This is a genomic window from Bacillus sp. WC2503 (assembly GCF_052682895.1).
Genome location: NZ_JBQYMD010000001.1, coordinates 2,202,794 through 2,226,543, shown reverse-complemented (window position 1 = coordinate 2,226,543; position 23,750 = coordinate 2,202,794). Strand labels below are relative to the sequence as shown.

Sequence of the window (23,750 nt, the reverse complement as noted above, 5' to 3'; positions counted from 1 at the left end):
ATAATTGAGTCGTAATATGCGATTTTTTAAGACAATCGGTGAGAAAACGCTGAAATAAGCGGTATTAGTAGGAGGACACAAATGATTACAGTAAGTAACGTTAGTTTGCGTTTCGCGGATCGCAAATTGTTTGAAGATGTTAACATAAAATTCACGCCAGGTAATTGCTACGGTTTAATTGGAGCAAACGGTGCTGGTAAATCAACATTTCTAAAGATTTTATCTGGAGAAATCGAACCATCAACAGGTGACATACATATTACGCCAGGTGAGCGTCTAGCAGTATTAAAACAGAACCACTTCGAATATGAAGAGTTCCCAGTATTAGAAACAGTAATTATGGGTCACACGCAACTTTATAAAGTAATGCAAGAGAAAAATGCTATTTACATGAAAGAAGACTTTAGTGATGAAGATGGTATGCGTGCTGCTGAACTTGAAGGTGAGTTCGCTGAGCTTAACGGTTGGGAAGCTGAGTCAGAAGCTGCAATCTTACTAAAAGGACTTGGTATTGGTGAAGATCTTCATGATAAGAAATTGTCAGAATTAACTGGGGCAGAGAAAGTAAAAGTATTACTTGCTCAAGCTTTATTCGGTAAACCTGACATTCTATTACTAGATGAGCCTACCAACCACTTGGACTTAAAAGCGATTCAATGGTTAGAGAACTTCTTAATGAACTTTGAAAATACAGTAATCGTTGTATCCCATGACCGTCACTTCTTAAATAAAGTTTGTACGCACATGGCTGATCTTGATTTCGGTAAAATTCAACTTTATGTTGGTAACTATGACTTCTGGTATGAGTCAAGCCAATTAGCTTTAAAATTAACACAAGATGCTAATAAGAAAAAAGAAGAGAAAGTAAAAGAGTTACAAAACTTCATTGCACGCTTTAGCTCAAACGCATCTAAAGCGAAACAAGCCACTTCTCGTAAAAAATTATTAGATAAAATTACATTGGATGATATTAGACCATCATCACGTCGTTATCCATTCGTTGGTTTCACACCTGAGCGTGAAATAGGAAATGACTTATTAACTGTTGAAGGACTTTCTAAAACAATTGATGGCGAAAAAGTGTTAGATAATGTGTACTTCACTTTAAATAAAGGTGATAAAGTTGCATTTATCGGTCGTAACGATATTGCGATGACAACATTATTTAAAATCCTTATGGGTGAAATGGAGCCAGATAGCGGTTCATTCAAATGGGGTGTTACAACATCTCAATCGTATTTCCCAAGAGATAACTCTAAATACTTTGAGAACAGTGACTTCAACTTAGTTGATTGGTTACGCCAATTCTCTCCACAAGATGAGTCAGAGAGCTTCTTACGTGGTTTCTTAGGCCGTATGTTATTCTCAGGTGAAGAAGTTAAGAAGAACGTTTCTGTATTATCTGGAGGCGAAAAAGTTCGTTGTATGTTATCTAAAATGATGTTAAGTGGTGCGAACGTAATCACACTTGACGATCCGACGAACCATTTAGATCTTGAGTCTATCACTGCATTAAACAACGGTTTAATTGCATTCAAAGGTACAATGTTATTCACATCTCATGACCATCAGTTCGTACAAACAATTGCAAACCGCATTATCGAAGTAACACCAAACGGTGTAATCGATAAAGAGGCAACTTACGATGAGTACTTAGAAAATGAAGAACTTCAAAAACAAGTAGATGCAATGTATAAAGGTCAATAATATATGATGAAAACCCCTGCTCTTTGTTAGAGCGGGGGTTTTGTTGAAAAGAGATGAAGACTAAGGTATTAAATGAATAATTATTCAAATATAATATTAACGGTGGTAAGAAATTGTAATGTTATGATTGCATAGTTTTTTGGCACATAGATGAGATTTAATGTGTATAGGATTGAAGGAGTTAATTGTAACAGGAGAAGTGTAGTTTGAGTAATAAGGTCAAACTACACTTTTTTGTTATGTGAAAAATGTACCAAAAATGGAGATAGATTAGTTTGCGAAGTAGTGAATAAAGGTTTATAGTATGTGGAGTCATAAGTAGTGGATGGAACTTGGGAGAAAACAGGAAATGTTACAAATTAATTTTGTTAAATAGAAACCAAGGTCACAATGTTTAAAAAGAAATAGTTGAATAAATAAAAGCTTCAATTTATAATTACTAATATTCTTCATGTAGTTAAACAAATAAAATCTATTTGAAGAAGAAAATTAAATACAGAGACGGACTTATAAAAAATAAGCCTTGGATGATTAAAAGAGGTGGAGAGATGAAACAGTTTTTATTAAAGAGCAAAAGTGTGTTAAGTAATCATTTTGGATTCTTTCTGTTTGCCGTTATTTTATTATGGCTCAAAACATATACAGCCTATGTAATGGAATTTAATTTAGGAATTTCAAACACAATCCAAAAATTCTTGCTGTTTTTTAACCCGCTTAGTTCAGCAGTTCTATTTTTAGGACTTGCATTATTTGCAAAAGGGAAACGATCTTATATTTGGGTAATTATTATTAATTTGTTATTGTCGATACTTTTATACGCAAACGTAGTATATTATCGCTTTTTCAGTGATTTTATTACGTTCCCGACATTAACACAAACGAATAACTTTGGTGATTTAGGTGGTAGTATTTTCGCGTTACTACACTTATATGATCCACTATATTTCTTAGATACAATCATTTTAATTGTTTTAGTCGCAACAAAATTTGCAAACCCAAAACCTATTCGTGTTGCGAAACATAAACTATCACTAGTATTTGTAGCAGGTATTTTATTATTCAGTGTGAACCTAGGGCTTGCAGAATCTGATCGTCCTGAATTATTGACAAGAACATTTGACCGTAATTATATTGTGAAATATTTAGGGGCATACAACTATACGATTTATGATGGTATTCAAAGTGCGAAAGCATCAACAGAACGAGCGTTAGCTGATGGAGATAATATGACAGAAGTTAGAAATTATCTTGCATCAACATATGCAAGTCCAAATCCTGAATACTTCGGTAAAGGAAAAGGAATGAACGTAATTTATATTCATTTAGAGTCATTCCAAAACTTTTTAATCGATTATAAATTAAATGGGCAAGAAGTTACACCATTTCTAAATTCATTTACAAAAGATGCGAATACGTTATACTTTGATAACTTCTTCCATCAAACAGGACAAGGTAAAACATCTGATGCGGAGTTCATGTTAGAAAACTCAATGTACGGATTACCACAAGGATCTGTTTTTACAAATAAGGCTCATAACACGTATCAATCAGCACCAGCTATTTTAGGACAACAAGGATACACATCAGCGGTATTCCACGGTAACTATAAAACATTCTGGAACCGCGACGATATTTATAAATCATTTGGTTTTAACAAATTCTTTGATGCGTCATACTATGATATGAACGAAAAAGACGTAGTAAACTATGGCTTAAAAGATAAACCGTTCTTTAATGAATCAATTCCATTATTACAAACGTTAAAACAACCGTTCTATACGAAGTTCATTACGTTATCAAACCATTTCCCTTATCCTATTGATAAAGCGGAAGCAACAATTGAACCAGCGACTACAGGTGATTCATCAGTAGATACGTATTTCCAAACAGCACGATATTTAGATGAGTCTGTAAAAGGGTTCATTGATTACTTGAAACAATCTGGCTTATACGATAACTCGATTATCGTTATGTATGGTGACCATTACGGTATTTCAGATAACCATAATGCAGCAATGTCACAAGTAATGGGTAAAGAAATGAACTCATTTGAAAATGCACAGTTACAACGTGTACCATTAATAGTTCGTGTACCAGGAGTGAAAGGTGGCGTACAACATCAATATGGCGGTGAAATTGACGTTCTTCCTACGTTATTACATTTACTAGGTACAGATACGAAAAATTATGTTCAATTCGGTTCAGATTTATTATCACCAGATCATAAACAAGTTGTTCCATTCCGTAACGGTAATTATGTAAGCCCAACAGTTACGGCATTGAACGGAAAATATTATGATACAACAACTGGAAAACCTGTAGAATTAACAGATGAAATAAAACAAAATGAACAAATGGTTCAAAAATCACTAAAATACTCTGACCAAGTCGTAAATGGTGACTTATTACGATTCTACACACCAGAAGGCTTCACTCCAGTAGATCGTTCGAAGTATAACTATAACCATCGTGATAAAAATAAAACGAAGGTAAAAACGACTGAAGACGGGGAAGCTAAATAAATATGAAAAAGCGCTACTCATATGAGTAGCGCTTTTGTTTGTAACTATAATTACATTAACATTACATAGTACCATCTTTAGTTTTTTGTTTCATCTTTCCGAAGAATACCACACCGATGATGATAATAATGATGAATGCCCATTTTATGAAAGGATTACTTTCGAAAAATCCAGCGAACCATTTCTCATCTACAATCATTTTTGCAGCAGTATAAGCTAAAACAGCTGCTCCAATCGTAATGATGACAGGGAAACGGTCAACCCATTTTAAAATTAATGTACTGCCCCATACGACTACTGGAATAGACACTAATAATCCGATGATTACTAAAGAAAAATTACCATGCGCAGCTCCCGCAACAGCGAGTACATTATCAATTCCCATTAATGCATCCGCTATAATAATGGTTTTAATAGCAGACCAAAATCCTTCTTCAGCTTTAATATCATGATTTTTACCCTCAGCAATTAATTTGTAAGCAATCCATATGAGGAGTACACCACCAATTAGAAGTAATCCTGGTATTTTTAATAACCAAACGACAATTAAGGTAGCGAGGGCTCTAATAGCGATAGCCCCGACAGTTCCCCATATAATAACTTTCTTTTGTTGATCTTTCGGTAATCGCCTTGCTGCTAATCCAATTACGATGGCATTATCTCCAGCTAACACTAGATCAATTACAATAATGGCAAGCAAGGCTGACAAATATTCAGATGAAAGAAAATCCATATACATATCACTCCTTATGATTAATATGTACTTATAAGCTATTCAGTATTAAGAATTCTAACGATTATTTAAAAGCATAACTGTAAAATATAATCTCTTCAAATAGTAATCGAGGATTATAATTATAGTCGTAAGCACTCAAAAAGATGGCTTCGGTATAATTCCGGAGCCATCTTTTAAGTGCTTAATTTTTAACAATCATTTTATGTTTGAAGATTTACTTTCGTATCTTTTGATTACTACTTTTTTGGGCATGAAACTTACGATAATCAAAGCTATAAAAGATAAGACTAACATAAACACGTATGCATCACTTGAGCTGAAGATAGAAGATAATTTTGTTACTTGTGTAGCTGTTATATTTCCATTCCCACTAGATAACTGTGATATGTGTGAAGTAGATTGAATTGTATATACCGTGATGATAACTGCTGTCCCAATCGCACCTGCTAATTGGCGAATTGTATTATTTACTGCTGAACCATGTGAACCCAGTTCTATTGGCAAAGCGTTTAAGCCGGCTGTATTTAAAGGCATTGAAATGAAACTTAACCCAATTCGTAAAATAATGGTACGAACCATTAAATACATATAAGTTGTGGAGTCGGTCAAATCAATTACACCCCACATCGAAATAATGACACAGATTAAACCGGTAATAAAGAGTGGTTTCGCTCCATATTTATCAAACATTTTGCCTGTGATAGGTGATAAGAAGGCGTTAATGACAGCTCCAGGTAATAGAAGTAAACCTGATTCAAATGCAGTAAAACCTCGTCCGTTTTGTAAGTAAATGGGTAATAGAATTAAATCTGCATACATAATCATCGTAATGAGTACGTTAATGACTGAAGTAAGAGTGAAAACTTTATATTTAAATACTGATAAATTCAATAATGGATCATTAGACTTTATTTGACGTAAACAGAATAAAGCTGTAACGATGATACCGATAGTAATTGTTATAATAACAACGGGATGATTCCATCCTTTACTTCCTGCACTACTGAATCCGGATATAACACAACCAAAGCCAATTGTTGATAAAATGACACTTACGATATCTAATTTTGCTTTTGTTGTATTTGCAACATTCATTAAATATTTAATCGCGAGAATAATTACGATGAATATAAATGGAGCTAATCCAATAAATAGCCATCTCCATGATACATATTCAATAATAAAGCCAGATAAAGTTGGAGCGATAGCTGGCGCAAAAATTATAGCGAATCCGATGGTCCCCATAATACTTCCGCGTTTTTCACTAGGGTACAAATATAAAATAATAGTCATCATGAGTGGCATAATAATTCCTGCTCCAACTGCTTGAATCATTCTTCCTGTTAACAAAATGCTAAAATTCATGGCGCATGCACAGAGAACGGTCCCAATAAACAAAGAGAGCATTGAGCTAATAAATAGCTGCCTTGTTGTAAATCGTTTCATTAAAAATGCAGTAATTGGAACTAGAACACCATTTATGAGCATAAAGCCTGTTGATAGCCATTGCACTGTTGCAGCTGTTACATCAAATACCTTCATTAAATTACTCATTGCCACATTTAATAGCGTCTGATTTAAGGTTGATAAAAAACAGCCGGTAATGAGGACAACTAGTATAATTTTTTTATTTCTTTCTGATATTTCCTTTTGCATTGGTAATCTCCTTCATTGTTACCTTGATTTATCGACATTGTGTCGATAAAATTAATGGTAACAAAATACGTTTTCTCTGACCATGAACAGTTTTGTTGAAAATGTTCACTACTCGACAGAGAAGATATGTACTGTCGAGAAAGTAAAGAGAAAATCTATAAAGGAGTTTCAAAATGTCTACACTTAAAAAAGAGGACCCTCGTACAGTTCGTTCAAGAGAAATGTTTAAAAATGCTGTTTTTTCTCTTTTATGTGAGAATCCTACTATTTCAAGCTTAACGGTTCAGAAAATCGCAACAAAAGCAGGATTAAATCGAACAACATTTTACTTACATTATCAAGATATTCAAGATTTACTAGACCAAATCAATAGCGAGATTTTAAATGAGCTTTCTAATAAAATTGTTGATTTAATACATGCAAAAGATTTATCAGAAAAACAAAAGCTAACACAATTGCTAGATTATTTATATATCCACCGGAATTTTTTATTTATATTATTTAAAATGAATCAATTTGAAGAGCAATTATTTTTATTTTTAAAGCAATTAATAGAAACGAGAAGAGAGAATACGAAAAATAAATTACCTGATGATTATGTTGCAGTTGATATTAAAACAGCCTCTTTGGTAGGTATTATCATGTGGTGGATAAGGAATGGACTTCACTTTAGTTCAGATTATATAGCAAATCAAATATATTTAATGTATAAAGAATGATATGTTAGAATCAGTCATGTGTATTAATAAACGAAAATCATTATATTTAAGAATTGAAATTAACAGGAGATAGAAAAATAATTGTCTTGCAAGTAAAGGCTTATATATTTCAAATTTATAAAGTAAAAGTTTTATAGCAAGAAGGGGAGCAATTTATGGATTTTCAAAATGAAAAAGTAGCATTACATTTAGAGGTGGTGAGATACCAATTTAAAGATGCAAAAGAGGAGTGTGATAGAAATTGGCTTATAGTAAAAGCGAAACTGTCAGAAGGAAATAAAGTTTTTGAAACGATGGATCCTTTTCTACAAACTTTCGACTTACAGCATATGAAAAAATGGTTTCAATCATTACCGAATCCTACATATACCGAATTAGATTTCATAGAGCCTAATATAGCGTTTGAATTAATGGGGAAAAATGAAGGTGAGTTTCAAATTGTAGTCCGATTATCTCAGGAACTTACCCCTTCATGGTGTAAGGAAGAGGAGTACGAATTTTCTATAAGTATTACGCATGAGGACAGAGAAAAGATTATTCGTTTTATTGAAGAGCAACAAAGAAACTTTCCAAAACGTTAAAAAAAGACTTGATATCCTACTAGAGGGAATCAAGTCTTTTCATTACATACGATTATCATGCCAGAAGTTTAATGGGAAGTGTTCGTTCTCATTATAGGCTTCTAATTCATATCCTTTTTCTTTCAGTCCTTTTATAATTCCAGGTACTGCTTTAACTGATTGTGGGTGAATATCGTGCATAAGGATAACTTCTGTTGGATTTGTAGCACCATGTAGAACGTTTTCTACAATTTTAGCTGATGCAGCATCAACTTGCATTTTGTTGTATCTCCAGTCTAAAGAATCAATTGTCCAATCCCAAACTTTCAACCCGTTTTCCACCACTTTGTTGCGAAGTGCTTCGTTTAATCCTGGCATTGAGCCGTATGATGGACGAGTTAATACGGGTGATTTGCCTAGAACGCCAGCGATTAAGCCTTGATCTTCTTTCATTTCATCTACGTAATGTCCTTCTGTGTATAGTTTCTTATAGTTATGAGTCATACTGTGCATCCCAACATAGTGGCCTTCAGCATCTTCACGTTTCACAAGATCAGGGAAAGCTTTCACGTTTGAACCAATTAGGAAGAATGTTGCTTTTGCATTTTCTTTCTTTAACATATCTAAAAGCTCAGCTGTGTATTTTCCAGGACCGTCATCAAATGTTAAGTAAGCGACTTTTCTAACTTGCCCATTATAGTGTTTTGGAGCTTCTTTCGGTGCAAGAGATGTTTGAATTTCACTTACAAATTGAACAGACTTTGCTTCATCTTCTGTACTTGCTAGAGCAGTATGTACCGATCCTAAAGCGGCCTCATATGTAAATAATACCCCAGCGCAAATCAACATAGCCCTTTTTACTAAAGTTGTCATTCGAATTCCATTGTGCATAATTTTCCTTCTCTCTATAAAAGTTCTACTCTACTATATTAGCAATTATAGGTAGGGAAATGCAAAAAAACTTTTTTACAACTGTAAAAAAGTTTGGTCAAAAATATGCAAGATTTTGTATCAACTGCATTCTTGAAAAATTGGAAGGTTTTAAACTTTATTATGAAAATCTTCAAGCATCAAATTTAATTCTTCTAATAATGATGCGGATGCTTTTTTTGGTGAACCTGTATCAAAAGGAGGCTGTGGGTCGTATTCTAACATGAGCTGAACTGCTTTACTCTTTTCATCTCCGAATTCCCAAGCCATCAACTGGAGAGCCATATCAATACCTGCAGATACACCAGCTGCTGTTATGATTTTTTCATGGCGAACGACTCTCTCTTCAGTTGGAATAGCCCCGAGAGAACGAAGCAAGTCAAAAGAGCTCCAATGACTAGTGGCTTTAACACCATTTAGTAGGCCAGTAGCACCTAAGATTAAAGAACCTGTACATACAGTTGTAGTCCATTTAGTAGTTTCATGTATTTGGAGAATCCAATTGAGAGTTTCTTCGTCCTCCATAAGTTGTTTAAAGTTAGGCGGGCGACATCCAGGAATAATAAGGATATCAGCTGAATTAACTTCAGTAAAATTATAATCGGCATGTAAATAGCCCATTTTTGAATCTAATTTAATTAAGCCCGTAGTTTTAGCAACAAACTTTATGTTGTTATTGCTTTCTGCTGCAAATACTTCGTACGGACCAATAGCATCTAATGCAGTAATCCCTTCATAGAGCATAATAACGATTTCCATTATAATCTCCCCTTAAGTTATTACAAATGTAATCTAGTAACGATTAAAAAAGAATTTATTCAATATTCTTTTTTATCGTTACTTTAAATATACTATACCCCAGATGTGTATTAGTTTATACTACTGTGTCAAACTTGTGACAAAAACTATGAATAGGTTCATTTATTTCGTATAGAGTTACTCTTTCATGTAATGATTGAAAAATTTAACTTCCCAGAAAGAAGAAATATAAAATATAGTACTTAGACTAAATTCTTAAATAGAAGGGGAATAATCGTACTTTCGTATGACTTCATTTTAGTCACAATTATTGATTTAATTATTTTCGTTTTTTATTAAAATATTGGTAAAGAATCAATTACATTTAAAAAGGGAGTGGGAATATGGTTCATTATATTTGCACGACATGTGGAGTTCAGTATCCCGAAAATAAAGAGGCACCTTCGCGTTGTAAAATTTGTAATGAGGAAAGGCAATATATGAATCCAATGGGGCAGTCATGGACAACATTAGAAACAATGCAACATAGCAATTTATACAAAAATGAAATAATAAAAGAAGAAACTGGTTTGTATAGCATTACTACTAAACCTAAGTTTGCAATTGGACAAACAGCATTTTTAATACAAAGTAAAACTCTAAATGTTTTGTGGGATTGTATTAGTTATTTAGATGATAAAACGATACAACGTATATATGATTTAGGTGGTATTCAAGCAATAGCACTTTCTCATCCACATTATTACTCTACACAAGTAAAATGGGCGGAAACATTTCATATACCTATCTATATTCATGAAGATGATAAAGAATGGGTGGTCCGCCCGAGTAAGCAAATTAAATTTTGGTCTGGGGAACATTTGATATTATCGGAAGAACTTACATTGCATCGGTTAGGTGGCCATTTTAAAGGTGGAACTGTTATGCACTGGAAAGACGGTAATGAGGGGAAAGGTATTTTGTTATCAGGTGATATTATACAAGTAGTTTCGGATCGAAAATGGGTAAGTTTTATGTATAGTTATCCCAATCTTATCCCATTACCAGCGAATAAAGTTAGAAAAATGGCAGAGAAAGTAAAAGGAATCCAATTTAGTCGACTGTATAATGCGTTTCATGGTGTTGTGATGGAAGATGCGAATAGGGCTGTACAAAGATCTGCTGATCGATATATAAAGGCCCTACAAGGAGAATTATTTCATACGTAATAATATATATGGAAGAAATCGTTATTTTATCTCCATATTTGTATAACTAAGTTTATATGAATTTTATACTAAAGTCCTACTATGTATGAACGAATAGGTCTTTCAACTTAAGCAGTTCTCACACTAATGAGGGATATTAAACTAAATATATGTAACTTATAATGGCTACTATAAAGCTTTGGAAAATGAAAAGGAGGAGATTTGCATGAAGAATTGGGTTCAATTTAGAATTGCAAGACCAACAGATAAATTTGAAGAAGTTATAAGTTTTTACGAAACAGGATTAGGGTTAAAACGTATAGGGGAATTTCACAATCATGAAGGATATGACGGGGTTATGTTTGGATTACCGGGTGAAGAGTACCATTTGGAGTTTACTACGCATGTAAATGGAAGCCCATGCCCAGCACCGACAAAAGATAATTTACTAGTTTTTTATATGCCGAATAAAGATGAAATTGAAATAATCGCGAATCGGTTAAGTGAAATGGGCTACCATGAGGTGGAACCGGAAAATCCGTATTGGATAGAGAAAGGTACTACAATAGAGGATCCAGATGGCTGGAGAATTGTGCTTATGAATGCATTTGAATAAAGAAGTTCTTTTCGTATGTAATAGAGTGCAACAAAATGATTTAGACAAAAATCCCTACAACGTTTGTAGGGATTTTTTATAGGAAAATATAGTTAATAGCGTAATTGAAATATAGAAAGTATTTTGACTAAGAACAAATGTTATAAATATGATGTATGACGGAGGTATAAAAGTATGATAGTAAACCATTTTGAAGAGTTTTCTAAAAATGTTGGAAATACCCCTCTCATTAAATTAGAATGCGAAGAAACGAAGAATCTTTCAATCTATGCTAAATGTGAATGGCACAACCCTACAGGATCGATTAAGGATAGAGCAGCACTTGGAATGATCAATAAATATTTACAAGAAGCGAACAAAAAACAACATATTTTAGAGTATAGTGGTGGAAGCTTAGCGAGGTCAATTGGCTATCTTTGTTATTATTTAGGGATTGAATGCACGTTAGTGTTAAGTTCTGCAACTGGTCAATCTCTATTAAATGAACTCGAATATTATGGTGCTAACGTAATCTTAGTTGATAAATGTAAGGGATTTTACGCTGTAATTGAGAAGACAATAGAGATTAGCAAACAAAAACAAGAGTTATACTTTTTGTTCCAACATTATAATAATGCAAATTTATTAAGTCATATAGAAGGAACAGGCCGAGAAATTATTGCACAAATGAACGGAAAACCAATACACGCATGGGTAGCATCCGCTGGTACTGGTGGAACTCTAATTGGGGTCTATAAAGCAGTAAAGAAGTATACAAAAAATGTTGAGCTACATTTAGTAATGCCTGCCGAATTACCATATGGATCTGAACAACCGCCAAATGCTTTAAAGAAATATGCAGGATCAGGTGGATTCGGTCTAGGACGGAAACAACATTTCATAGAAAAGGAAGACAATTTGATAGAAAAGCAATGGACTTATTCATATGAAGAAACCTTGTATGAAATGGCCCGTTTTTATAAGGCTACTGGTATGAAAATAGGAACGTCTGCGGCAGCAAACTTATTAGCTGCAAAACAATTAGGAAAAGAAAAAGGTGCGAATTTTAATGTAGTTACCGTTTTTCCGGATGCAGGTTCTATAGAAGAGTGGTCAGATGTAAAGAGTTTAGCCAAAATATAGCGGAGATAAATTATTGAGAGAACGAACCAAAGGTGGTTCCTTCGTTTATTTCTTATTTTATGGAAATTTGATACCATGAAAAACCTGCATGTTTACAATGTGTAGGTTTTTCATGGTGTGATTGCGTAGTATATTTAAAATTTCACATACCGTATTTTAAAAATAAATATAGGAAAATCAAAAAATAATGTAGAATATATCGTACATACCTATATGAAGTCAACAGAAAACATAAAAGAGGTGGACAAATGCTACTTGAAGAGGTCATGCAGCAACTAGAGAAATATGGAACGGAACAAAATCGAAAAACGTATAAAAATCATGGGGCGAAAGAGCCGCTATTCGGAGTCAGTTTTGCAAATTTAAAATTATTAAAAAAGAAGATAAAAAAAGATCATGATTTAGCAATTTCATTATGGGAAACAAAAAATATGGATGCAATGACTTTAGCAACGTATATTTTAGAACCGAAGAATGTAACATCAGAACAGCTGAATAGTTGGATTAGGGATGTTGATTATTATTGTTTAATGGACGTTCTTATGACAGCTATATGTACGTCGCCAATCGCAATAGAAAGAATGGACGAATGGACGAAATCTGATGATGAATGGATCGGGAGAGCAGGTTGGTCATTATTAGCGAATATCGCAATAAAAAATAAAAAGTTAGACGATAACTTCTTCATGCCGTATTTAGAAGAGATTAAAGTTCATATACATAATGAAAAAAATAGAAAAAGAGAAGCAATGAATAGCGCTTTAATTGCGATAGGGATTCGAAATGAAGCTTTAGAGCAACAAGCAATTGAAATTGCTCGTGAAATTGGAAAAGTAAAAATTGATCACGGTGCAACGTCATGTAAAACACCAGATGCAGAACCGTATATAAAAAAGGCTCGAGAAAGAGCAGAAAAAAGAAAGTAAAATAAGCGAAGGAGAAAAGAAAATGAAACCAATTGAAGCGGCACAAAGCATAATTACATCACAATTTCCGAATTGTGATGTAGCGTTACTGGGAGGAAGCGTTGTACGAGGAGAAGCGACAAAAACATCTGACCTTGATATTGTTATAGTCGATCAAAGTTTGTCATCTTGTTATAGAGAATCCTTCTATAGTAATGGATGGCCCGTTGAAGTATTTGTACATAATTTTGTAACGTATAAAACCTTTTTTTAAATGGATTGTGATCGCGGGCGACCTTCTCTACCTCAATTAGTTTCAGAAGGAATTGTATTAAAAGGGGAAAGTGAAATTGTTGAGAAATTAAAAAAAGAAGCGAACGATTTACTAATTAAAGGACCAGATAAATGGACCGAAGAAACGATGAAACAGAAGCGCTATTTTATTTCGGATACTTTGGATGACTTCATTGGTGCATCAAAAAGAGAAGAAGAACTATTCATTGCTAATTTATTAGCGGAATTAATACATGAATATGTATTAAGAGTAAATGGCCAATGGCTTGGAAATTCAAAATGGTTTATTAGAGTTTTAAGAAGATATGATGACCATTATGCAGAACAATTTGTAGCGGCTTTTGATCATTTTTATAAAAACGGTGATAAAAATGTATTAATTAATTTTACAGAAAAGACGTTAGAACTATACGGAGGAAGAGTGTTCGAAGGATTTTCTATTGGCAAATAAAAAGGGGATAGTAAAATGAAAATACCATTCGTTCAATTAAGGGAATTGACACTAGAGGATGTAGAAGATCGATATCAATGGTCATTAGATACAGAAGTGACAAAACACTTAGTCGTACCAGATCAATATCCTCCGTTCACTCGTGAAGATACGAGAAAATGGATTGAAGCATGCATAAGTCGAAAGAATGGTTATGAACAAAGGGCTATCGTTACAGAAAACAATATACACATTGGCTGGGTAGACCTTAAAAATTTTGACAAAACAAATAAAAATGCGGAACTAGGAATTACGATTGGGGATAAAGAGTATTGGGGAACAGGGTATGGAATAGCATCTCTATATAGTATATTACAACTGGGATTCTTTGATTTCGAATTGGAGAAAGTTTGGCTACGTGTAGATGAGGATAATTTACAAGCTAGAAAGAGTTATGAAAAGGCTGGCTTTGTTTGTGAAGGACTAATGAGAAATGATCGGTTACGTCAAAAGAAGTTCATTCATCGCTATCGTTATAGTATGTTAAAAGAAGAATATCAATCTATAATTAGTGGTTTATAAAAATATTATGTAAATTAAAAAGGGGTAGAGATACATGATTCGATTACTTACGAAAGAAGATGCAAAAAAATATTGGGATTTACGTTTACAAGCATTACAAGTAAACCCAGAGGCGTTTATAACAACTTATGAAGAGGCGATTCGTCAGGAAAATCCTATTGAGCGAGTTGAAGGGAATTTAACATCTACTATTAGTTGTACACTTGGCGCGTTTAATGAAGAAAAATTAATTGGTGTAGTCACTTTACTAACGGAAGAGAAAGTAGCATATAAGCATAAAGGCCATATCGTTGCGATGTATGTAGACGCACAAAACAGACGAAACGGGTTGGCACGTGAGCTAATTGCAAATGCAATTCAAAGAGCGCGGGATATACAACTAGAGCAATTGACATTAGGTGTTGTATCTACAAACGAACCAGCAAAAAATTTGTACGAATCAATGGGCTTTAAAACATATGGAATTGAAAAAAGGGCTATAAAGATTAATGGTGCGTACAGTGATGATGAACATATGGTGCTGTTCCTTTAAAGGACGGAGTTTATCATGAAAGATCTTTATTTAGAAAAAAACATGAATCCGCAAGTAGCAATTTTGTATGCAACGGTTCGAGATACATATATACGATTGCGAAATTTAGTAGAAAGTACTGAAGAGAAGGAATTATCTTTTAAAGGGTCTGAAAATAATGAAAATAGCATCGGACAGCTACTTCAGCATTTAGCAGTTGTCGATTTACATTGGGTGTATCGCTTAAAGGGAGAAGAAGTTCCACTGCACTAAAAAATAAATATGGGCCTATGTTGAATGAAGTGGGAGAACTGCCAGTTTTAAGAAAACACACGTTACAAGAGTTAATGCAAGATTATGAAGCAGTGCAACAATTGTTTTATCCCGCATTAACGGGCAGCCCGATTGGTTAAACTAATAATCAGTGGGGGATGAACAAAACCCCCACTGATTAAAGTTTCACTTTATGAAGAATGTATGAAACTAACAGAAAATGATTTAACACGGGAAGTTTTTTATGAAAAGGGCGAAAATGCGACAATAAGATGGGGCATATGGCATATAGCTGATCATAATCGGTATCATCAAGCGCATATTGGTCAGTTAAGAAAATTATATAGAGCTAGATTACATGTAAGTTAAAGTGCGTGAATTTTAATTATATTCATTTTGTTGTATAGTATTAAGAAGAAACTAAACAAGGGGTTTTATAATGAAAGCAATTGCAATAGGGATATTGGCATCATTTTTCTTTGCCTTTACCTTTGTTTTAAACCGGGCGATGGACTTAGAAGGTGGAAGTTGGATTTGGAGTGCATCATTACGGTATTACTTTATGGTACCAATGCTACTACTTATTGTCATGTATAGAGGCAACTTAAAGCAACTCTTTCAATATATGAAAAACAATCCGAAAGAATGGTTGGTATGGAGTATTGTAGGTTTTGGTCTTTTTTATGCACCACTTAGTTTTGCTGGCGCATTTGGACCAGGGTGGCTTGTTGCATCAACATGGCAAATTACGATAGTCGCAGGGATTTTGTTAACACCATTTTTTGCGGTAGACCCATTACATAAAAAACTTCCGATGAAAGAATTAGTAATGTCGGGTATTATTTTATTCGGTGTTGTACTCATGCAAGTAGAACATGCTTCTTCTTTAGGAATTCGTGAAACCATTTTATGTGTAGTTCCTGTTCTCATTGCGGCGTTTGCGTACCCACTTGGAAATCGAAAAATGATGCAAGTATGTAAAGGGGAATTAGATGTATTCCAGCGAGTTCTCGGGATGACATTAGCAAGTTTACCATTTTGGTTTTTACTATCTGGTTACGAAGTATCAACAGGTGGATTACCGTCAAGTAGCCAAGTTTTTCAATGTTTTATTGTAGCAGTTAGTTCAGGTTTAATCGCGACAGTATTATTTTTCTTTGCGACAGATCTTGTGAAAGATGATCCGCAAAAGCTAGCAACGGTTGAAGCGACACAATCCGGTGAAGTTTTATTTGCTTTAGTAGGAGAGCTTATTTGGCTTTCTGCTCCAATTCCATCATCTTTATCTTGGGTTGGAATGAGTCTCGTTATTGTCGGAATGATACTGCATAGTTATGTGGCGGTCGTTGTGAAAAAAGAAGAAAAGATAACAGCGTAATGAGATTAGCTCTTTTTTATAAAGAGCTAATCTTTTTTCATAGAAAGGGATGAAGATATGAATTTGCAACGTGTTGAACAAATTGGAAGGGATTCAATTTTAAATGTGCTACAGTATGCAGTCGGTCCAAGTGAAACAAGCTTAAAGAAAGCGGTAGTATTTTATCAAAGCAATAAAGGTAGATTATATAAATATGAAAAAAAGGCTTGTATAGGTATTGAAATAATCGGAGCAAATGAAGCGAGAATATGCCACATAGCAGTCGTTCCAGAATATCGTCATACAGGAATTGCGTTTCAAATGATAAGGGAAGTAGTAAGAATGCATCAATTGACTTATGTCGAAGCTGAGACAGACAATGAGGCAGTAGAATTTTATAAGAAAATTGGTTTTAAGGTTAAAAGTTTAGGAGAAAAATATCCAGGGATAGAAAGATTTCATTTGTATTTTAAAAATAAAACATATTGAAATAATCTGAGAATATAATATCCGGAATAGGAATTGAAGAGATAGTTCGTTTTTTATTTATCTGTTCTATTTTTAATAGAAGATCTTTCTTAGTTTTTGACGAAAACTTAAGAAAGATTGGAATGTTCATTTGATGTTAAGAAAGGAAGTAAAATATGGATAGATCAATAAATGATAGAACAATTGAAAAAAAGCGTGCAGTCTCATTGGATTTAGCAAGAGGCACTATGCTACTGTTAATCGTACTTGCTCATGCACCGCTTTACTTGTATGCAGCAGATCCTGGAATTATGCATAGAGTGGAAAGCAGTAGTTTCTTTGATCAAATTGTAAATCTTTTTGGTATATTCATAATTGATAACCGTGCAAGAGCAATGTTTGCCGTATTATTAGGCTACGGTTTAGTTTTAGCATTTGAAGGGCAAATATCAAAAGGGAAAAATGAAATTCAGGCTGTAAAAATAGTAAGAAAACGCTCCTTGTATTTAATACTGTTTGGGATTGTGTTAGCGGTCTTAATTGGAGGGCAAGATATTCTTATGGCCTATGGTTTAGCGGGTATTTTTGTTAGTCCACTATTAAAGTGTAAAATGAAAACATTAATTCGAACGTTTATAATTATCGCTATATTGTATACCATTTTTATTCCAATAATATGGGGACTTAATATGCAATCAATAGGTGATTATGGTTTTTCACCAGATGTTTCGGCAAAAGACACGTATCTTAGTACTACAATGATACGATTACTTTTCTTTCCTATTATACCTGTACTCATCCATTTTATGTTCCCAATTCTTCCTTCTATAATTCTTGGTTTGTGGATTGCTAGATATAAGTTATTAATAAAACCAGAGCAACAGTTAAAAAAATTATATTTTATAACAACTATAGGATTAGCAATTTCTTTAATAGGTGCTTTGCCTTTATCTTTTATAGGGACTATATGGTATCCAACTGTATTTACAGCTGGAATGATAAATGGAATCCATATTTTAACTGGAATTGCTGGAGGATTAGCATATGCAACAGGTTTCGGGATAATAGGGAGTAGATTGAAAAATCCAGGGTACTTTAGCCTTGCATTAATCGCTCTAGGAAAACGTTCATTAACATTTTTTGTTTTAAATGAAGCACTGCTTGTTATATTTTTATCACCAGTAGCATTTGATTTAGGAGGGCATGTAAGTAACGCTTTTGCTGCATTGATAGCAATATGTATTTGGATATTGTCTGTCATAGTAGCTTTAATAATGGAAAAAAATAATCTTAATGGACCATTAGAAATTTTATTGAGACGTTTAGTATATAAAAAATAAATAAAGTGAAAGACGACATAATACAAAATCGTCTTTCACTTTATTTAGGTGTACAGATAGACAATTCGGCTATTATAATATTTCATTTTCATTTAGGGAATAAATAGCATGAAAATATGTAAATATGCATATTGAGTATAGTTTGTAAAAAGTGATATTTGCATTATATAATATAGTTAAATGGAAAAATATAGATAAAAGAAATTAGGTGTATAGCACATGAGAATGGAAAAAAATAAATTTTTGAAAGTCGCTGCTTCAATTGGCGTGTCATCTTTTTTATTAACAGGTTGTGGTGACTATGAAGAAGAAAATGTACAACAAGAAAATACCGCTGTTAAAACGGATGGTGGGAAGCAAGGGAGCGAACAAGAACCATTAAATTGTGATGATAGAGCCCCAACTACTGAAAATGTAGAAAAAGATGAGTTATGCAAGGAAAATAATCCATCATTTTCATCGTATCAAGAAAACTCTCACTTACCGATATTACCGTTCGTAGCAGGATATTTATTAGCAAGTAAAACCTCAAATATGAACTATACAGTCAAACCAAATGTAATGAAGAAACCATATACAAACAATGTTCTTTCTTATCGTGAAAAAGATGAACGGAGAACTGGTGGCAGCGGTGGCGGAGGTTATTACGGCGGAACTACTAGCAACAACGATTCTTCAAAGAAAGTGGATTTAAATAAACAACAGCACAATCCATCAAATAAAGTGACGCCAGATACAAATACATCTAAATCATCTACGACACAAACGCCGAAAGTAAATTCTGGTTCAAGTGGAATTGGGAACGCAAAAGCGCCGGCCGGATCATAAAGAGAAAGGATAATAGAGTCATGTATACAGAACAAGAACAGAAAGAGTATATGAAAATATGGTTTTCACTTGCGGAAGAGGCTGGTAGGAATGGTTTTACGTGGCCGAGTCTATTAGAGAATGAAGAGTGGAATCAGTATATGGCAACAGGGATGTTTCGTATGTCGGTAAACACATATACCGCTATTTCGAAAGCGACAGAAGAAATAATGTATGTGTTATATAGAACGTATCAATATATTGTACATACGACAGAAGATTTTCAAAAACTCGGATTCCCGCCTGAAACGTGGGAGATTGCGAGAATGAAACATACTGGTTTGTTTTCTTATTTTACAAGGCTCGACTTTATCGTAAATGGTGATGTTATTAAATTAATAGAAGTGAATTGTGATACACCAACAGGATATTTAGAACCTTCTGTTGCAAATGAAGTGTTGTGCCGTTATCACGATGTGAATCACCCGAATCATATTGAGGAGCATATTGTACAGGCATGGGAACAAATTAAACATGACTATAATATTGATCCTGAAGAAACGATATATTTTAGTAGCTATGATTGGCACGATGAAGACCATCAAACAGTCCAGTTTTTAAGAAGTTATTGCCTAAATCAGCCCACGGAATATGTAGGAATTCAAGATATTGTAGTTACAGATGATGGAATATATACGCCAAATGGCAAGCGAATTCATTATTTATATCGACTGTATCCAATTGAATATTTAGTTACAGATGTTGATAAAAATGGAAAAAGAATTGGTCTGCAGTTTTTAAATCATATAGCGCAAGGAAGAGTGAAAATTATTAATCCACCAGCCGCATTCGTAATGCAAAATAAAAATATGCTTGCATTAATTTGGAAGCTTTATGAAAAAGCGGTTTTCTTTGAAGAAGAAGAGCGTGTTATTATTAATAAATACTTCTTACCAACATATTTTACAAATAAGCCATTTAAAGAAAGAAATGAATCATTTGTTTCTAAACCTTTATATGGACGTGAAGGTGGGGGCGTATCTATATACGAAAATGATGAACTATTAGCTGAAGATAAAACGGAATATTACTTTGAACAACGGAAAATATATCAGCAATACATAGAAATGCCTGACTATACCATTGATACATGGGATGGTCCGTATACTGGTAAATTATTAATTGGCTCACATTGTATTAGTGGGAGAGCGGCAGGGTTATTTTTACGAGTTGGTGAGAAAATAACGGGAAACTTATCGATGTTTACTGGGGTTACGATTGAAGGATAAAATGAAAAGAAAAGCCCATCATTTTGAAGTGCACCCCAATTGTTAGACACATAATTAACAATTGGAGGTGCACTTTTTATGGCTAAATTTTCTTCAAAAGATAAAATACAAGCAGTAAAACGATATCTAGAAGGTACAGAAGGCGGAAAAACCATTGCTAATTCTATAGGGGTTCATCCTAGAGAACTTTATCAATGGATTAAACGGTTTGAATTTTCAGGGGAAAAGGCGTTTGAAAAACGCTATACAACTTACTCTCTCGAGTATAAACTAGATGTAATTCATTATATGAATGAAAATGGGACATCTCTGAGAGAAACAGCTGCTTTTTTTAATATTCCTTCTTGCGAAACACTCCGAAAATGGAAAGTAGCTTATGAAACAGAAGGATTAGATGCCCTAAAATCAAAGAAAAAGGGGCGTCTAACCATGGCCAAAGAAAAAGCTAAGCTACAACATTTAAAACAAAACGAAGTATCTCTTGAAGGTTCTATAGAAGCGCTACAAGCAGAGAATGAACGTCTGCGTATGGAAAATGACTATTTAAAAAAGTTAAATGCCTTAGTTCAAAAGAAGAAAACATCACAGACCAAGACAAAGCGCAATTGATTTATGAATTAAGGCATAAATACAAGGTCGTTGACCTTGTGAAAGTCGCTAATATCGCTCGTAGTACGTATTATTACTGGATGAAACAAGCGAAACGTCCAGATAAATATAAGAAAGTTAAAGAATTAATTAAAGAGATCTTTAGTGAGAATTTTGGGAGGTATGGTTATCGTCGTATTACATTGGAATTACGTAATCGAGGCCATGCATTAAATCATAAAACCGTTCGACGTTTAATGAATATCCTGGGATTAAAATGTCTTGTTCGATTAAAAAAATATCGTTCATATAAAGGGACTGTCGGGAAATTCGCTCCTAATATTTTAAAACGTAATTTTCACGCATCAAAACCAAATGAAAAATGGGTAACAGATGTGACGGAGTTTCACTTACATGGTAAAAAACTATATCTATCACCCATTTTAGACTTATATAACGGAGAAATTATAGCTTACAATATAGAACATAGACCTGCCTATTCCCTTGTTTCTAAAATGTTAAATAAGGCGTTTCAACGTTTGAATGATAAGGAAACTCCTATTTTACACTCGGATCAAGGTTGGCATTATCAAATGCGACAATATCATCAGTCGCTTAAAAAACATAGCGTTATCCAAAGTATGTCCCGTAAGGGAAATTGCTTAGATAATGCAGTCATGGAAAATTTCTTTGGCTTATTAAAGTCTGAATTACTTTATTTTAAAGAGTTTGAAAGTATGGAACAATTTAAGCAAGAACTAGAAACTTATATTCATTGCTACAATCACAAAAGAATTAAAACAAAACTAAAAGGATTGTCCCCTGTGCAATACAGAGTTCAATCCTTAGTAGCTGCTTAATATATTTGTCTAATTTTTTGGATTCAGTTCATTTTTGATGGGCTTTTTCGTCTATCTATAAAGTGTAAATTGAAATGGTAACTTTTTATTGCTGTGATGTAACACTTTCATCTTTCTTCATTTCAAAGATTTTCTTTCCATCTTCATCTACAATTTTAATAGTATTTCTAAGTTTTGGTGCACCAATATATAAAACGGGATTTTCATCTTGCCCTTTATCTTTTTCAATATGTAATACGATAACAGATGTGTCTTTTTCGTCTTGTACTTCTTTTACTGTAATTTTATCGTTTTTATACTTTTTTCCAAATGCTACATACACCATTCTTTTTCCTTCACTAATACTACCATTTGAGTAATGAATCATAGTTGGATCTTTTTGTGCTTTTTCATATAAATTTAATGGCCCATATCCGCCTTCATTATATCTGGATTTTTCTAATACCCAATACCCCTCATAGTCATTGTTAATAGAAACACATGCATGTAAAGAAATGAGCCCAAATAGTAGAAAAGGAAATAGAATTTTTTTCATTTGTTCACCTTCTTTTAGTAATTCAAATGAATATACCATAATTTAACTATTTTTTACGTAATAATACTACCATTTTTTTGTAGTATTGAATACGATCAAGTTAAAAATTAAGAAAAATATGATAATATATTTATATAAAAGTTTAAATTTTAATATACGTGGTTAGTGGGGGAACCGTTATGAAAATGAATGAAATAGTTGAGAGTACACAATTTCCGAATACAATTCAAACAATTACAAACGATTTAAAAGCACTAGGAGTCGAAAAAGGAATGACAATTATTGTTCATTCATCATTAAGTTCTATCGGCTGGATATCTGGCGGAGTGGTTGCAGTAGTAGAAGCTTTAATGAAAGTCGTTACAGAAGAAGGAACAATTATAATGCCAACACAATCTTCGGATTTATCTGATCCGAAACATTGGTCAAGGCCGCCTGTACCTGAAGATTGGTGGCAAATTATACGTGATAGCGTCCCAGCATTTGATCCACGTATAACACCAACAAGAGGAATGGGGAAAATAGTTGAATGTTTTCGTACATACCCGAATGTAGTACGAAGTAATCATCCATTAGGAAGTTTTGCTGCATGGGGGAAACATGCAGAGGAAATAACAATGAATCATTCGCTATCGATGAGTTTGGGAGAGGAATCACCATTAAAAAAAATATACGATTTTGATGGGTACATATTATTAATTGGTGTTGGCTATGACTCGAATACGTCTGTTCATTTATCTGAAGTACGTTCTGGTGCATGTGAATTAATAAAAGTAGGAGCACCAATTATAGAAAACGGTGAAAGAGTATGGAAAGAATTTGTTGAAATGGATTACGAATCAGATACGTTTGTGGAAATTGGTGTAGAGTTTGAGCGAAAAGGAACTGTAACGATGGGGAAAATAGGTAATGCAACGAGCCGTCTTATGAAGCAACGTGATATAGTTGACTTTGGAACAGAATGGTTTCTTAAGAAAAATCAGTAAGGGATGGTTAC

22 protein-coding genes and 2 pseudogenes are annotated in these 23,750 nt (G+C 33.7%); 19 read left to right on the top strand and 5 right to left on the bottom strand.

The annotated features are described in order from the left end of the window. Window positions 1-81: 81 nt before the first annotated feature. Window positions 82-1,707 (top strand): ABC-F family ATP-binding cassette domain-containing protein, encoded by a 1,626-nt coding sequence (locus tag ACUN26_RS11445; RefSeq protein WP_000633859.1) that lies wholly within the window; start codon window positions 82-84, stop codon window positions 1,705-1,707. 548 nt (window positions 1,708-2,255) lie between these two features. Further along, window positions 2,256-4,229 (top strand): LTA synthase family protein, encoded by a 1,974-nt coding sequence (locus ACUN26_RS11440; RefSeq protein WP_000808782.1) that lies wholly within the window; start codon window positions 2,256-2,258, stop codon window positions 4,227-4,229. 61 nt (window positions 4,230-4,290) lie between these two features. Here ACUN26_RS11440 and ACUN26_RS11435 read toward each other — a convergent pair whose 3' ends face one another. Then, the gene (locus ACUN26_RS11435) at window positions 4,291-4,962 is read right to left on the bottom strand and encodes a TerC family protein (protein WP_000346960.1); all 672 of its coding nucleotides are present in this window, start codon (window positions 4,960-4,962) and stop codon (window positions 4,291-4,293) included. A gap of 198 nt (window positions 4,963-5,160) precedes the next feature. Next, window positions 5,161-6,621, bottom strand: coding sequence for a DHA2 family efflux MFS transporter permease subunit (locus ACUN26_RS11430; protein WP_001168362.1), 1,461 nt, complete (start codon window positions 6,619-6,621; stop codon window positions 5,161-5,163). A 173-nt stretch (window positions 6,622-6,794) separates the two neighbouring features. Here ACUN26_RS11430 and ACUN26_RS11425 point away from each other — a divergent pair, with 173 nt between their 5' ends. Then, window positions 6,795-7,340 carry a TetR/AcrR family transcriptional regulator gene (locus ACUN26_RS11425; protein WP_000105642.1) on the top strand — a complete coding sequence of 182 codons (546 nt, stop codon included), beginning with the start codon at window positions 6,795-6,797 and terminating at the stop codon, window positions 7,338-7,340. A gap of 155 nt (window positions 7,341-7,495) precedes the next feature. Beyond that, complete coding sequence (locus ACUN26_RS11420; RefSeq protein ID WP_000347502.1) at window positions 7,496-7,921, top strand: WapI family immunity protein; 426 nt, start codon at window positions 7,496-7,498, stop codon at window positions 7,919-7,921. Window positions 7,922-7,963: 42 nt separating this feature from the next. Here ACUN26_RS11420 and ACUN26_RS11415 read toward each other — a convergent pair whose 3' ends face one another. After that, complete coding sequence (locus ACUN26_RS11415; protein ID WP_000551438.1) at window positions 7,964-8,791, bottom strand: peptidoglycan-N-acetylglucosamine deacetylase; 828 nt, start codon at window positions 8,789-8,791, stop codon at window positions 7,964-7,966. 150 nt (window positions 8,792-8,941) lie between these two features. Beyond that, window positions 8,942-9,589 (bottom strand): DJ-1/PfpI family protein, encoded by a 648-nt coding sequence (locus ACUN26_RS11410; protein ID WP_000407027.1) that lies wholly within the window; start codon window positions 9,587-9,589, stop codon window positions 8,942-8,944. A gap of 383 nt (window positions 9,590-9,972) precedes the next feature. On the opposite strand from ACUN26_RS11410, the gene ACUN26_RS11405 reads away from it, so the two are divergent. The 14 genes and pseudogenes from ACUN26_RS11405 (at window position 9,973) to ACUN26_RS11340 (ending at window position 22,218) form a co-directional block, all read left to right on the top strand. Continuing rightward, window positions 9,973-10,797: an MBL fold metallo-hydrolase gene (locus ACUN26_RS11405; protein ID WP_000233816.1), complete on the top strand. Its 825-nt coding sequence runs from the start codon at window positions 9,973-9,975 to the stop codon at window positions 10,795-10,797. Window positions 10,798-11,002: 205 nt separating this feature from the next. After that, entirely contained in the window at window positions 11,003-11,392 is a 390-nt protein-coding gene (locus tag ACUN26_RS11400) for a VOC family protein (RefSeq protein ID WP_000800673.1), read from the top strand. Between the two features lie 174 nt (window positions 11,393-11,566). Then, window positions 11,567-12,514 carry a PLP-dependent cysteine synthase family protein gene (locus ACUN26_RS11395; protein ID WP_000636772.1) on the top strand — a complete coding sequence of 316 codons (948 nt, stop codon included), beginning with the start codon at window positions 11,567-11,569 and terminating at the stop codon, window positions 12,512-12,514. A gap of 248 nt (window positions 12,515-12,762) precedes the next feature. Further along, entirely contained in the window at window positions 12,763-13,440 is a 678-nt protein-coding gene (locus tag ACUN26_RS11390; protein WP_000923467.1) for a DNA alkylation repair protein, read from the top strand. 1 nt (window position 13,441) lies between these two features. Beyond that, window positions 13,442-14,164 (top strand): annotated as a pseudogene (locus tag ACUN26_RS11385) (nucleotidyltransferase domain-containing protein). A gap of 15 nt (window positions 14,165-14,179) precedes the next feature. Next, a complete protein-coding gene (locus ACUN26_RS11380) occupies window positions 14,180-14,725 on the top strand; it encodes a GNAT family N-acetyltransferase (RefSeq protein ID WP_000701132.1) in 546 nt (181 codons plus the stop codon). Window positions 14,726-14,759: 34 nt separating this feature from the next. Next, window positions 14,760-15,257 (top strand): GNAT family N-acetyltransferase, encoded by a 498-nt coding sequence (locus ACUN26_RS11375; protein WP_000620331.1) that lies wholly within the window; start codon window positions 14,760-14,762, stop codon window positions 15,255-15,257. A 15-nt stretch (window positions 15,258-15,272) separates the two neighbouring features. Then, window positions 15,273-15,878, top strand: a pseudogene (locus ACUN26_RS11370) (DinB family protein). Window positions 15,879-15,948: 70 nt separating this feature from the next. Further along, window positions 15,949-16,887: a DMT family transporter gene (locus ACUN26_RS11365; RefSeq protein ID WP_000643649.1), complete on the top strand. Its 939-nt coding sequence runs from the start codon at window positions 15,949-15,951 to the stop codon at window positions 16,885-16,887. A 57-nt stretch (window positions 16,888-16,944) separates the two neighbouring features. Then, on the top strand, window positions 16,945-17,355 hold the full coding sequence (locus ACUN26_RS11360) for a GNAT family N-acetyltransferase (RefSeq protein WP_001053326.1): 411 nt from the start codon (window positions 16,945-16,947) through the stop codon (window positions 17,353-17,355). 155 nt (window positions 17,356-17,510) lie between these two features. Then, complete coding sequence (locus ACUN26_RS11355; protein ID WP_000376140.1) at window positions 17,511-18,674, top strand: DUF418 domain-containing protein; 1,164 nt, start codon at window positions 17,511-17,513, stop codon at window positions 18,672-18,674. A 219-nt stretch (window positions 18,675-18,893) separates the two neighbouring features. Further along, complete coding sequence (locus ACUN26_RS11350; RefSeq protein WP_001242218.1) at window positions 18,894-19,502, top strand: hypothetical protein; 609 nt, start codon at window positions 18,894-18,896, stop codon at window positions 19,500-19,502. Window positions 19,503-19,522: 20 nt separating this feature from the next. Next, a complete protein-coding gene (locus ACUN26_RS11345; protein ID WP_000287861.1) occupies window positions 19,523-20,770 on the top strand; it encodes a glutathionylspermidine synthase family protein in 1,248 nt (415 codons plus the stop codon). 78 nt (window positions 20,771-20,848) lie between these two features. Beyond that, a protein-coding gene (locus tag ACUN26_RS11340; RefSeq protein ID WP_144080795.1) for an IS3-like element ISBth167 family transposase occupies window positions 20,849-22,218 on the top strand; the annotation gives its coding sequence in 2 pieces (ribosomal slippage) (window positions 20,849-21,314 and window positions 21,314-22,218; 1,371 coding nt in all). 85 nt (window positions 22,219-22,303) lie between these two features. Here the strand turns inward: ACUN26_RS11340 and ACUN26_RS11335 are convergent. Further along, window positions 22,304-22,753, bottom strand: coding sequence for a hypothetical protein (locus ACUN26_RS11335; RefSeq protein ID WP_000721816.1), 450 nt, complete (start codon window positions 22,751-22,753; stop codon window positions 22,304-22,306). Between the two features lie 185 nt (window positions 22,754-22,938). Here ACUN26_RS11335 and ACUN26_RS11330 point away from each other — a divergent pair, with 185 nt between their 5' ends. Beyond that, window positions 22,939-23,739 (top strand): aminoglycoside N(3)-acetyltransferase, encoded by an 801-nt coding sequence (locus ACUN26_RS11330; RefSeq protein WP_131202461.1) that lies wholly within the window; start codon window positions 22,939-22,941, stop codon window positions 23,737-23,739. Window positions 23,740-23,750: the final 11 nt, after the last annotated feature.